General features: G+C 63.4%; 13 protein-coding genes. 11 read left to right on the top strand and 2 right to left on the bottom strand.

Translation table 11 applies throughout. The annotated features are described in order from the left end of the window. The first annotated feature begins 39 nt into the window (after positions 1–39). A complete protein-coding gene (locus BMYO_RS02625; RefSeq protein WP_094667011.1) occupies positions 40–1362 on the top strand; it encodes a nicotinate phosphoribosyltransferase in 1323 nt (440 codons plus the stop codon). Between the two features lie 285 nt (positions 1363–1647). Here the strand turns inward: BMYO_RS02625 and BMYO_RS02630 are convergent, their stop codons facing one another. Further along, entirely contained in the window at positions 1648–2133 is a 486-nt protein-coding gene (locus BMYO_RS02630) for a MerR family transcriptional regulator (RefSeq protein WP_233428073.1), read from the bottom strand. Between the two features lie 284 nt (positions 2134–2417). Here BMYO_RS02630 and BMYO_RS02635 point away from each other — a divergent pair, with 284 nt between their 5' ends. After that, on the top strand, positions 2418–3428 hold the full coding sequence (locus BMYO_RS02635) for an aldo/keto reductase (RefSeq protein ID WP_094667012.1): 1011 nt from the start codon (positions 2418–2420) through the stop codon (positions 3426–3428). A gap of 1301 nt (positions 3429–4729) precedes the next feature. Here BMYO_RS02635 and BMYO_RS02640 read toward each other — a convergent pair. Next, on the bottom strand, positions 4730–5011 hold the full coding sequence (locus BMYO_RS02640) for a DUF3039 domain-containing protein (protein ID WP_094667075.1): 282 nt from the start codon (positions 5009–5011) through the stop codon (positions 4730–4732). Positions 5012–5494: 483 nt separating this feature from the next. Between BMYO_RS02640 and coaD the strand changes: the two genes are divergently transcribed. The 9 genes from coaD to BMYO_RS02685 all read left to right on the top strand — a co-directional run bounded on the left by coaD (position 5495) and on the right by BMYO_RS02685 (position 13075). Further along, positions 5495–5995: a pantetheine-phosphate adenylyltransferase gene (coaD, locus tag BMYO_RS02645; RefSeq protein ID WP_094667013.1), complete on the top strand. Its 501-nt coding sequence runs from the start codon at positions 5495–5497 to the stop codon at positions 5993–5995. Further along, entirely contained in the window at positions 5992–6969 is a 978-nt protein-coding gene (locus BMYO_RS02650) for an ATP synthase subunit B family protein (RefSeq protein WP_094667014.1), read from the top strand. Before coaD ends, BMYO_RS02650 begins: the two co-directional genes overlap by 4 nt. Before the next feature lie 406 nt (positions 6970–7375). Then, the gene (locus BMYO_RS02655) at positions 7376–7981 is read left to right on the top strand and encodes a YceD family protein (RefSeq protein ID WP_094667015.1); all 606 of its coding nucleotides are present in this window, start codon (positions 7376–7378) and stop codon (positions 7979–7981) included. A gap of 335 nt (positions 7982–8316) precedes the next feature. Next, positions 8317–8511, top strand: coding sequence for a 50S ribosomal protein L32 (gene rpmF / locus BMYO_RS02660; RefSeq protein WP_094667016.1), 195 nt, complete (start codon positions 8317–8319; stop codon positions 8509–8511). A 98-nt stretch (positions 8512–8609) separates the two neighbouring features. Continuing rightward, positions 8610–9371: a ribonuclease III gene (gene rnc / locus BMYO_RS02665; protein WP_094667017.1), complete on the top strand. Its 762-nt coding sequence runs from the start codon at positions 8610–8612 to the stop codon at positions 9369–9371. A gap of 268 nt (positions 9372–9639) precedes the next feature. Beyond that, positions 9640–11643, top strand: coding sequence for an acetolactate synthase large subunit (locus BMYO_RS02670; protein ID WP_094667018.1), 2004 nt, complete (start codon positions 9640–9642; stop codon positions 11641–11643). A gap of 22 nt (positions 11644–11665) precedes the next feature. Beyond that, positions 11666–12220: an acetolactate synthase small subunit gene (gene ilvN, locus BMYO_RS02675; protein ID WP_094667019.1), complete on the top strand. Its 555-nt coding sequence runs from the start codon at positions 11666–11668 to the stop codon at positions 12218–12220. A 141-nt stretch (positions 12221–12361) separates the two neighbouring features. Then, positions 12362–12646, top strand: coding sequence for a FitA-like ribbon-helix-helix domain-containing protein (locus BMYO_RS02680; protein ID WP_094667020.1), 285 nt, complete (start codon positions 12362–12364; stop codon positions 12644–12646). Between the two features lie 6 nt (positions 12647–12652). Beyond that, on the top strand, positions 12653–13075 hold the full coding sequence (locus tag BMYO_RS02685) for a type II toxin-antitoxin system VapC family toxin (protein ID WP_094667021.1): 423 nt from the start codon (positions 12653–12655) through the stop codon (positions 13073–13075). The last annotated feature ends 126 nt before the right edge of the window (positions 13076–13201 follow it).

The following is a 13201-nucleotide window of genomic DNA, read 5'->3' on the forward strand; positions in this document are numbered from 1 at the left end:
TAACCAAAAGTGGTACCGCGATGAGGAAAGGCACTGGAAATGCTTGATTATTCGCCGGCCCTGATGACCGACATGTACGAATACACGATGCTCGACGCCGCGCTGAGGGACGGCACCGCGAACCGCAAGTGCGTGTTCGAGGTGTACACCCGTCACCTGCCCGAAGGCCGGCGCTATGGCGTGGTGGCCGGCACCGGCCGCATTCTGGACGCGCTCGAACGCTTCCATCTGGACGACAACGACCTGAAGTTCCTCGCCGACCGGCATGTCGTGAGCCCCGAGACCATCAGCTGGCTGGAGCACTACCACTTCTCCGGATCGATCAAGGGGTACCGCGAAGGCGAGATGTTCTTCCCGAACTCGCCGATCCTGCAGGTCGAGGGCACGTTCGGCGAGTGCACGCTGCTGGAGACGCTGATCCTGTCCATCCTCAACTACGATTCCGCCGTGGCCTCGGCCGCGAGCCGCATGGTCTCGGCCGCCAAGGACCGCCCCTGCATGGACATGGGCGGGCGCCGCACCAACGAGTGGGCCGCCGTGGCCGCCGCACGCGCCGCCGTGGTGGGCGGCTTCAAGGGCACCGCCAACCTGCTCGCGGCGCAGATGTACGGCCTGAAGGCCATCGGTACCGCCGCCCACTGCTTCACGCTGGTGCACGACTCCGAGCGCGACGCCTTCGAGTCGCAGATTGACGCCCTCGGACGCAACACCACGCTGCTCGTGGACACGTACAACATCGAGGAGGCTGTGAAGACCGCCGTCGAGGTGGCAGGCCCCGGACTCGGCGGCGTGCGCATCGACTCGGGCGATCTGGCCGCCATGGCCCAGCGTGTGCGCAACCAGTTGGACGCGCTGGGGGCCACGAACACCACGATCACCGTGACCAACGATCTGGACGAGTACGCCTTGGCCGCCCTGCAGACCGCGCCGGTGGATTCCTACGGCGTGGGCACGATGCTGGTCACCGGTTCCGGCGCACCCACCTGCGCGATGGTGTACAAGCTCACCGAGCGCGAGGACGCGGACGGCGTGATGCAGTCGGTGGCCAAGAAGTCCAAGAACAAGGCCACCGTGCCGGGCCGCAAGCTGGCGTTCCGCTCCTACGAATACGCGCTGGCGGAGGCCGAGCATGTGATCTCGGGCTCGGAGGACAAACTGGCCGGATTCACGCCCGAAGACGGCTGGAAGAATCTGCTGGTGGACTTCGTGGACCACGGTTCGATCGATGCGACGTGGCAGGGTCACGACGCCATCATGGCCGCGCACGACTACCGTGCCAAGGCGTTGGCCGAGCTGCCCATCACCGCGCAAAGCCTGATGAAGGGCGACCCGGCGATTCCGACGGAGACCACTGTTCTGTGACGGCGACTTCCGTCGGAATCCGTCGCGGTGCCGCCGCTTCCTCAGCTACGGACAGCCCTTGATGGTGATTCCAGTCAATCGTTCCGCGTACCGCCGCTCTCCCTCAGCTACGGACAGTCCACCGGATTGTCCGCCAAACGGCTCGGTTACGAAAGCCACCGTCCTGTGATGGAAGCCACCGATTGCGATGGAGACCACCATCTTGCGGACGGCGGCTTCCGCCGGAACTTCGGTCCCGCAGCAATCCACCCGTATCTATGTCACCTATGCCGTCCACGCCGCCGCTCAACAGTCGATGGCATAGATACGGGTCTTGTAGTCCTTCCAGTCCGGCAACGGTTCGCCGGCGTCGAGCGCCTGCTTGATACCTTGGTAGTAGTGAAGCTTGCGTTGGACGTGCAGGGCGGCCTCGTTCAGCGCGCGCCGCTGCTCGTCCAAAGTCCGGCGGCGCGATTCCAGCAACTCGAGAATCTCATCGATATGGGCGGGTTCGTCCTGCTCGAACGTGAAGAACTTCTTGAGGTCGTCGATAGTCATGCCGGCGTTCTTGAAGCAACAGATCGCCCGCAGACGATTGATATGGCATTCCTCGTACACGCGCTGCCCGGTGGCAGTGCGGCCGACATTGGTGAGCAGCCCCTGCTCCTCGTAATAGCGCAGCGTCGACGGCTGCATATGGAACTGCGCCGCGACCTCACGAATCGTATGGGTGGCGTGGACCTCCGGCACCTCGTCCACCGGCATCCGGACAGCCGAAGCCGCATCAGTCATCGTCATCATCGACCTTCCTTCATCATCACGACACGCCGACGCATCGCATATTGCTTGCATTCAAGTTCACTTGAACTGGAACCATAATAACCGACAACGAAACCGTTCGCGAGCCGGATTATGGACGCAGATGACGTAGGTCTTCACCCGCATCCGATGTCAGGCCCACGGAACAAGACGCACAGACGCACCGCACGACGGCCTACGGCAGACAATGCGCCGACAACGGCGTATGCCGACGGCCATCCGACAGCGCGCCAACACGCACCAACGAAGGAGCCTCAATGTTCGAGCCGACCACCCCATACACCCCCAACCCGCACCGTTACGACAGCATGACCTATAACCGCTGCGGCACCTCCGGCCTGAAGCTGCCGGCCGTCTCGCTCGGATTCTGGCACAACTTCGGCGACATCACTCCGTTCGAGCAGATGAAGTCGCTGGTCTTCACCGCATTCGACAACGGCATCACGCACTTCGATCTGGCCAACAACTACGGCCCGGAACCCGGTCAGGCCGAGAAGAACTGCGGCCTGCTGCTCGCCAAGTACTTCAAGCACCACCGCGACGAGCTCATCATCTCCACCAAGGCCGGCTACGAGATGTGGGCCGGCCCGTACGGCGATCTCGGCAGCCGCAAGTACCTGCTCGCATCGCTCGACCAGTCGCTTGAGCGCCTTGGCTTGGACTACGTGGACATCTTCTACCACCACCACCCGGACCCCGAAACCCCGCTCGAGGAGACGATGGGCGCCCTCGCCCAGGCCGTGAACTCCGGCAAGGCCCTGTACGTCGGCCTGTCCAATTACGACGGACCGACGATGGAGAAGGCCGCCGCGATCCTCGCCGAATTGCATGTGCCGTTCGTCATCAACCAGAACAAGTACAACATCTTCGACCGCACGGTGGAGCGCAACGGGCTCAAGGAGACCGCGGCCAAGCTTGGCAAGGGCCTCATCACCTTCTGCCCGCTGGAGCAGGGACTGCTGACCAACCGCTATCTCAACGGCATCCCGGCCGACAGCCGTATCGCCCATGATCCGCGGTTCCTCAAGGATTCGGCACTGACCGACAAGCTGCACGGGCAAATCGTGGACCTCAACAACCTGGCGGCCGAGCGCGGCCAAACCCTGGCCGAGATGAGCCTGGCCTGGCTGCTGCACGACGGCAAGGTGACCTCCGTGCTGGCCGGCGCCTCCAAGCCGCAACAGATCGTCGACAACATCGGCGCGCTGAAGAACACGCACTTCACCGATGAAGAGCTGAAGCTCATCGACGACATCGCCGCACGGTAATGCGCGCGACGGCAATCGCGCATGATGACCGCCAGTATGCCGCGTCATAAATTCGTTGATCATATTTTTGTCTCCTCTTGCAGGCAACGTGCGAGCCGACAGGCGAGCCAGCTGACTGAGCGGAGCGCGTTCGTAATTGCATGACGAGCCGGCCCGCGAAGCGGGACTGAGGGATAGTGAATTAATCAACGAACTTCTGACGCAGGATACTAGATGGCCTCACGAAGGATGCACGACGGATGCACGACGGATGCACGACGGATGCACGACGGATGCACGACGGATGCAGGGTTATTGTTCCATCTCTGCTTGTCATCGAACAATAACCCTGCATAGCGCTGTTGACATGGTGCCGCAACGATACCGTTTGTCCCGATAATCCATTTTCCCGGTTTTCGGGATTATTGGGACAAGAATCCGTGCCCCCGCAGACCATTTTCACCGATATTCGACGTCCGGGGGCACACCGCGTGCCCCCACAGCCGTTTGTAACGATAAAACAGCCTTGCGGGGCACACCGTCAATTCCGCAAAAAGCCTGGAATTCCGCCAAAACATCGATTTGAGACGTTTTACCGTCCAAAACAGCTGTGCCCCCGCAGCCCATTTTCACTCCAAAAACGGCTGCGGGGGCACAGCCTTCACTCAGGCCGACGCTGTGGGACGGCCCACAAGAGATATCACACGGGCAGTTCGCTCCTGCTCGCAGGCGAAGCACACTGTCTCCACAGCGAAAGACAGGTAAAGCCCGCCAATACGGTTACTGCATCATCACCGCCCCACGAAGATGGCCAATATGCGGCGAAGTTCAATCCGGTCCTCGAAAAATGGACGCAAAAACGGCCCCGGCTACGGCAAACCCGAACCACAACCCTCGCTCGGCTCACGCCTCACTCAGGCTGACGCTACGGACAGTCCACCGGCCTGTCCGCTTCACACATCGCCTCCGGCCCCAGCAAGAACAGACTTCGCCCCGCGAAGACCCAATCCAACCCTCGCTCGGCTCACGCCTCACTCAGGCTGACGCTACGGACAGTCCACCGGACTGTCCGCTTAACGCACCGCCTCCGGCCCCAGCAAGAACAGACACGCCTACGGCGGACCCAACATCACCTTCGCTCGGCTCACGCCTCGCTCAGGCTGACGCTACGGACAGTCCACCGGACTGTCCGCTTCACACACCGCCTCCGGCCCCAGCAAGAACGGACTTCGCCCCGCGAAGACCCAATCCAACCCTCGCTCGGCTCACGCCTCACTCAGGCTGACGCTACGGACAGTCCACCGGACTGTCCGCTTAACGCGTCAGCCCATCATTTCTTCGTAGATGCGCTTGCAGTCGGGGCAGACGGGATACTTGGACGGATCGTGTTTGGGCACCCACACCTTGCCGCACAGCGCCACAACCGGACGGCCGGTCATACGGGATTCGGCGATGCGGTCCTTGGACACGTAATGGGCGAACCGGTCGGCGTCGCCGCCATCGTCGCGAACCGGCGACTCCTGGGTCTCGGGACGCTCAAGCACGGAAGTTCCGGCGCCCTGATCGGGATTCCTCAACGGTTCGGCATCATCAACGAACATCATCATGCACCACTTTCTGCAGCTGCGAAACGATTCTGCGTACCATCATAGATTCCCAACGCCACCAGCGAAATCCCCAAGCCCTACTCGCCGCACCCCCACACTCATCACGCGCATCCACATCTGTATACGACAGTCTTACCGCGGCAACCAAAGATACGGCATCCCGCACACGCCGCAATCGTCACCAGTCGGCGATTCGAGCTCGAATCGGAAGCAGCAATCACCGCATGACACACCGTCACCATCAACCGGAAAAGTCTGACGCGATGTCGGACGACGTCCCGGACATCCTCATCCGCATTCCCGCCCGCACGCCAGCCCGCCCGCCACCGAATCAACTGGGATGGATGCATACGTGCCACCTTGTAGAGCGAGCCAGCACGCCCGCCGCCGAATCACCCGCACAACACCAACACACCACCTGCGCCGCAGCGGCACCTCACCGGCATCCCGAATCCCTCCAATCGCGGTAGGCTATAAGGCATGACTATCGCAGTATGCCCCGGCTCGTACGACCCCGTGACCGCCGGACACTTGGACGTAATCGAGCGCTCCGCGCGGTTTTTCGACGAGGTACACGTGGTGGTGGCCGTCAATGCCGCGAAAACACCGATGTTTTCCGAAGCGACCCGCGTGGACGTGATTCGCCGCGCCCTAGACAAGGACGGATGCACCAATATCACGGTCGCCTCCACCGACGGGCTCATCACCGATTACTGCAGGCAGGTAGGCGCCAGCGTGATCGTCAAGGGACTGCGCCAGAACGGCGACTACGAGGCCGAACTCGGCATGGCTCTGGTCAACCGCAAACTCGCCGGCATCGAGACCCTGTTCCTGCCGGCCGATCCGATTCTTGAACACATCTCCAGTTCCATCGTCAAGGACGTGGCCCGTCACGGCGGAGACGTGACCGGCATGGTGCCCGACTGCGTGGTGCCGATGCTCGCCGAGGCCTTGGCCGAGGAACGCACACGGAAGGACTGAACATGAACGATGATCACCCCACCGGCTATGTGGATCTGACCCAGCCGGCCGGCCAGCCGCAGGACCGGCCGGATACGATCTCCACTCCGTCGACCGCACCGGTCGCATCGGCTTCGCCGGTCTCACCGACCTCCTCAACCGCACCGACCGGTGATATGCCGCCCGCGGCGCCGGCAAACCCCGCAACCGTCCTGCCGCCGATGCCGGACCTGCGTGAGCCGGGCCCCACCGAAGCGGCACAGGCCTCCCCCGACGCTCCGACGCCACTGCAGCCCACGCCGGCGCAGCTGCAGGCGCGGGCGGAAGCCGCCGCCAAGGCCAACAGCCGTTCCACGTCGGCGAACGAGACGGGCACTCGCCCCGCGTTCATGGACGCCATGCCCGATCTGCGCGAGAACGCCGATGACCCGGACGAGCAGAGCCGCGAGGAGTTCACCACGGTCTACGACATCATCGACCAACTGGAAGCCAGCCTCGAAGAGGCCAAATCCAGCCTGTTCTCCCCCAACATGGTCAAGGTGGATCGCGACGAGTTCACCGACCGGCTGTCCGAGCTCAAGAAGATGCTGCCGGTCCAGCTGGAACGCGCATCCGCCCTGATGCGCGAAGCCGAGCGGCGTCTGGAGTCGGCCCAGAGCCAGTCCAGCGCCATCGTGGCCTCCGCGCAAAGCCGGGCCGCGGACATGATCAAGGATGCGAACGAACAGGCCCAGTTCCTGGCCGGCCAGGAGAATGTGACCGAGCTGGCCCGGCAGAAGGCGCGCACGATCCTCGATCAGGCGCAGGCCAAGGCCGATCACCTCACGCGAGGCGCGGACCAGTACTGCACCACCGTGATGGAGGGTCTGTCCCAGCAGCTCGGCAAACTCAGTCAGGATGTGCAGGCGGGGCTCAACGTGTTGGAGGAGCGCCAGCGTGCGGCCGGCGAGCAGATGCCGAACCTCACGCTCAACGACTATCCGGAAGCGCAGTGACGGCCGGGACCGAGCCCGCATAGGACGAGCGCCGGCGTAGTGCGCTGCGCACCGTGTGCGCACCACGCGCACACCGCACACCGCACATCGCGGGTCGCGCACACGCACCACGCACCACGCGCTATGGGCACACTGCCCGCTGCGCGCACACCCACGACATGCGGCATACACCACCGGCCACACATCCACGCGCACACGGCGCGCACCCCCGCGCTCGTGCCACACTGGATGGCCAACCCCACACATCCACGCGCACACCCCACGCTACGCACACGCCGCCATATCAGTAGCGTACGTAACAATTCACAACATAAGGTGCATGCAAGAGCGCAACAAGCGCGCGACGCCGCCACAGGCGACGCAGCACATGCACAGACACGAACACAACACATGAAAGGCATAAGTCATGGCACGAGTTGAGGATTCCCCGTGGTCGATTCCGGTGGCGCAGGTCGCCTCCCGCGCGGGCCAGTCCAAGCAGGTCGATGCCGATTTCCCGGCTCCGGGCGGCATCGGCGATGAAATCGTCGGCATCAAGGAGGGCGAACCCGTGCATGTGGACGGCTCGTTCGACTCGATCGTGGACGGCCTGATCTTCACCGGCCGAATCACGGCCCCGTTCAACAGCGAGTGCACCCGCTGCCTCAAGCCGATCGACAAGGACTGGACGGTCAACGTGACCGTCTTCTTCCCGTACGAATCCGGCGCGGACAACCGCGGCAAGCAGGGCAAGCACGACGAGGAGACAGACATCATCGCCGGCGAGGACGAGTCGGAGGACACCTACCCGCTGCTGGAGAACGGCGCGTTCGCGAACATCGAGGCGATGTTGCGCGACACGCTGGTCGAATCGTTGCCCTTGCAACCGTTGTGCAGGCCCGACTGCAAGGGTCTGTGCTCCCAGTGCGGCGTGGATCTGAACGAGCACCCTGATCACCATCACGAGACCGAGGACATCCGTTTCGCCGGACTGGCGGCGCTCAAGGCCCAGCTTGAAGCCGAACAGGAGTAGGATCACGGCACACGGACCCAGCCAACGCCCGTGTGTACGACGCCACGCCGGGGCGGCTTTGCAACGCTCCGCAGGTCCAGCTGGGCGAGACGCCACGCTGGGGCAGCCTTGCGTCGCTAACGCAAGTCCAACCGGGCGAGACGCCACGCTGGGGCAGCCTTGCGTCGCTAACGCAGGTCCAACCGGGCGAGACGCCACGCCACACACCCCGCCCAGACCGCCACACCCCCGCTCCGGACCACTGCATCCCACGCCCATTTGGACTTTGTACGAGCCGTGCGCTAAGATAACGCACGCTTAAGCTCAATTGTTCGAACGAAATAGAGGATATTCAAATGGCACTGCCTAAGTACAAGACCTCGCGCGCCAACACGCGCTCGCGTCGCGCGAATTGGAAGGCTACCGCTGCTGCGACCGTGACCTGCCCGAACTGTGGCGCTCCGGCCCTGCCGCACATGGCCTGCCCGAGCTGCGGTTCCTTCCGCGGCCGCACCTACCGCTCCGCCATCCAGCCGGCCCACACCAAGTGAGCCCTGAGATAACGGCATAACGAAGGCCCTGCCATCGACGGGTGGCGGGGCCTTTTGCGTAACCTACCCACATCCCACATGGAGGATGACTAATCACCATGACCGAAGACACCGAACAGCAACCAGCCCACGAACTGCTGGAGGCACTGGGCACCACCATCAACCCGGACCTGCTTGTCCAGGCGCTCACCCACCGTTCCTTCTCGCACGAGCACCCCGGAGTGCCCAACTACGAACGTCTGGAGTTCCTGGGCGATGCGGTGCTGGAGCTGATCTCCACCGAGACGCTGTTCACCATCCACCCGGACATGACCGAAGGCCAGCTGGCCAAGATGCGCGCCAAAGCGGTGTCGGAAGAGGCGCTGAGCGCCATCGCGCGCACCAAGCTCAAGGTGGGTCCCTACATTCTGCTGGGCCACGGCGAGGCCGAGCAGGGCGGGTCGGAGAAGAGCTCCATCTTGTGCGACATCGTGGAGTCGCTGATCGGCGCCACTTTCCTCGAGCACGGCATCGACGAAGCCCGCAAGGTGGTCCACCGTCTCATCGACGACACGCTGGCCGAGGTGGCCACCGAAGGCCCGGCACTGGACTGGAAGACCTCGCTGACCGTCAAGGCCCACGACATGGGTCTGCCCGATCCCGTCTATCTCATGGAGGTTTCCGGCCCCGAATACGCCCAGATCTTCACCGCCAAGGCCACGCTGGTCGCGGAAGGCAAGCGCGGCCACGACGACGGCGAAGAGGTCATCGGCGTCGGTCAGGGCACCAGCAAGCGCAAGGCGCAGCTGGCGGCCGCCGAAATGGGCTGGAAGACGCTGGACGAGCGTCAGCATCAGAATCAGGACCAAGGCCAGCAATAGAACCAAACAAACGATTGTTCCGTCCGGTGAGTGATTCCAGTCACCGGACGGAGGCATATTCCCGGCCGATTCCGGCGTCTGCCCAGTGAGCACGACCGGCGTATCCGGCCGGGTTTATGCATAGACTAAAGAGACACACGAGAAACAGGCCGTGCTGGGGTCACAAACCCCGTCACGCGCGGCAGGGAGCACAGACGGGACAGACCGCCCCACCCGAGGCGGCCGGGTTTCCGAACGACATCGAATATCGATACAGGTGAGAGGAACCATGGCTTTACCTACGCCCTTGCAGGCATTCAGCGGCGTGCCGAAGACCTTTGCGGCAACCGACAAGCAGACCATCATCGACGGCGAGAAGATGACCGGCGCCCAGGCACTGGTCCGTTCGCTGGAGGATCTGGGGGTCGAGGACGTGTTCGGCATCCCCGGCGGCGCGATTCTGCCCGTCTATCACCAAATCAATGACAGCACCAAGTTCCGTTTCGTGCTCATGCGCCACGAGCAGGCCGCCGGCCACGCCGCCGAGGGCTACGCGCTGGCCACCGGCAAGGTGGGCGTGTGCATCGTGACGTCCGGCCCCGGCGCCACCAACGTGGTCACCGCCATCGCGGACGCCAACATGGACTCCGTGCCGATGGTGGTCATCACCGGCCAGGTGGGCGTGCAGGCCATCGGCACCGACGCCTTCCAGGAGGCGGACATCGTGGGCATCACCTATCCGGTGTCCAAGCATTCGTTCCTGGTGACCCGCGCGCAGGACATCCCGCGCGTGCTCACCGAGGCCTACCACATCGCCAGCACCGGTCGCCCCGGCCCAGTGGTCGTGGACCTGACCAAAACCGCGCAGACCGGCGAGATGTACTATTCGTGGCCGCAGCGCATGATTCTGCCCGGCTACAACCCCACCACCAAGGCGCACGGCCGTGTGCTGTCGGACGCGGCGAAGCTGTTCTCCAAGTCCTACCGCCCGGTGCTGTACGTGGGCGGCGGCGCGGCCCGCTCCAACGCCGGCGCGCAGGTCAAGGCCCTGGCCGATCTGACCGGCGCCCCGATCGTGACCACGCTGCCCGCACGCGGCATCGTGCCGGACACCGATCCGAAGAACCTCGGCATGCTCGGCATGCACGGCACGATCGCCGCCACCGGCGCCGTGCAGCGCGCCGATCTGCTGGTGGCCATCGGCGCCCGCTTCGACGACCGCGTCACCGGCAAGCTGGACGCCTTCGCGCCCACGGCCCGCGTGATCCACATCGACATCGACCCGGCGGAAATCGGCAAGAACCGCCAGCCCGACGTGCCGATCGTGGGCGACGTGGCCACCGTGCTCGACGACCTCATCCCCGAAATCGAGCGCACGCAGGCCATTCAGGGCAAGCCGAACCTCAAGCCGTGGTGGGACGCCATCAACGGCTGGCGAGAGCAGTACCCGATGACGTGGGAGCAGCCGACCGACGGTTCGCTGGCTCCGCAGTGGGTCATCAAGACGCTGTCCGAGCTGGCCGACCCGTCCACGATCTGGGTCACCGGCGTGGGCCAGCATCAGATGTGGGCCGCCCAGTTCATCAACTTCGAGAACCAGCACTCGTGGCTGTCCTCCGGCGGCCTCGGCACGATGGGCTACGGTCTGCCCGCTGCCATCGGCGCGTCCGTGGGTTCGACCCGTGAGTTCGACGGCAAGAAGCCGGTGTGGCTGATCGACGGCGATGGTTCCTTCCAGATGACCTCCGAAGAGCTCGCCGCCGCGTTCCTGGACCACGCGCCGGTGAAGATCGCGATTCTCAACAACTCCGTGTACGGCATGGTGCGTCAGTGGCAGACGCTGTTCTACCAGCACCATTACTCGCAGACCAACCTCAAGGACGGCGAGGCGCACGGCACCGAGGGCGAGACCGCCCTGGCCAACGGCGATGCCCCGCTCGAGGTTCCGGACTTCATCAAGCTGGCCGAGGCGTACGGCTGCGTCGGCATCCGCGCGTTCACCGAGGAGGAGGCCATCGCGGCCATCAAGAAGGCCAACGAGATCAATGACCGTCCGGTGCTCATCGATTTCCGCGTCTGGAAGGACGCGATGGTGTGGCCGATGGTCGCCGCGGGCGCTTCGAATGACGAGGTGACGTACATGCCCGGCATCAAGCCGCTTATGGGTGGCGCTCCGGCTCCGGGCACGGGCGCGGAGGGCGATCCGGCGCTGGCCGCCGGTGAGGCCGAGACCGCCGCCGAAACGACTGACGGGACCGATACGAACGCCGCGGATGCCGCGGACGAGCGCTGAGGCAAGGGAGAAAGGGAATAACATGGCTTTGTATCCTGCATCGCAGCCGGGTTCCGAGCGTCACACGCTCTCCGTGCTGGTGGAGAACCGCCCCGGCGTGCTGGCCCGCATCGCCGGCCTGTTCGCACGCCGTGCGTTCAACATCAACTCGTTGTCCGTCTCCCCCACCGAGCGTCCGGACATCTCCCGCGTGACCGTGACCGCCGACGTGGAGGCCGTGCCGCTCGAGCAGATCATCAAGCAGCTCAACAAGCTGCTGCATGTGCTGAAGATCGTGGAGCTCGACCCGAATTCCACCGTGGAGCGCGAACTGGTGCTCATCAAGGTGGCCGCCAACCAGTCCAACCGTTCGGACGTACTCGAAATCGTGCGTCTGTTCCGCGTGCGCGTGGTGGACGTGAACCCGGAGTCGCTGACCATCGAGGCCACCGGCGCCGAAGGCAAGATCGACGCGCTGCTGGGTCTGCTGGAGCATTACGGCGTCATCGAGCTGGTGCGTTCCGGCGCCGTGGCCGTGACCCGCGGCCCCCGCGCGCTGGCAGAAAAGGTCGTCGGCTCCGAGGTGACCGGTCGCTGATTGCCGGCGGTCTGATTGCTTTTCGGCGGATATGCACTGCGCATATCCGCCGTTTTTGTACCGACACCGTGCTTGCATAATGCATGCATTCCATGCTAGCATTATGCAAGCACAGTAATTATCATGCCAAGGAGGACGACCATGGGCACCATGACCATTCGCAAACTTGACGACGACACCATCGAACGATTCAAAGCCATAGCCAGCAGCAATCATCGTTCCGCAGAAGCGGAGGCCCGCTCGCTTATCGAAGATTTCACGGCGGGAAGGATTGTGCGGCATGATATGCAAACGTCGAATTTCTATGATCGAGTCCGGGAATTCATGGATCGCAACGACATCGAAGGTCTCACGGACAGCGAGCTCCCCCTGCCCGACCGCAACGCAAAACCGGAACGACCACCCATCGCCCTTAAGGGAATCTGATTCTCGATGATCATTTTGGACACCAATGTAATCAGTGAAACGATTGCCCTTCGCCCCCACCCCCGCGTCGTCGCTTGGTACAGAAGCATCTCCGAGGACGATATAGGCACCACCGCCATCACCGTTGCGGAATTATTCACAGGAATCTGCCTCATGCCCATCGGCAAACGGCGACATAACCTTTCCAGAGCCATCGATTACCAGTTATTGCTGCTAGGAAATCGAATCCTCCCTTTTGACGCCCAAGCAGCAATTGATTATGCCGAAATACGCACCATGCGAAGCACCAACGGCAAGCCGATTAGCGTGCAGGACGCCATGATCGCGGCGATCGCACGCGCCCACGGCGCGGCCGTGGCGACCCGCAATGTCAAAGATTTTGAGGGCACGGGCGTGAAACTCATCAATCCTTGGGAGCACGAGGATTAGTGACTGGGGGTGATGGGCAACAGATGCGTTGCCCCACCAGTCACATCGTTTACGCGTGGCGAGTGCCCCGGACAAGGAGAGCCCAATATAATCAGCAAACTTCTGCCACAGGGCAGTAGACGTTCT

The sequence above is a fragment of the Bifidobacterium myosotis genome, assembly GCF_002259745.1.
GTDB classification, from domain to species: domain Bacteria; phylum Actinomycetota; class Actinomycetes; order Actinomycetales; family Bifidobacteriaceae; genus Bifidobacterium; species Bifidobacterium myosotis.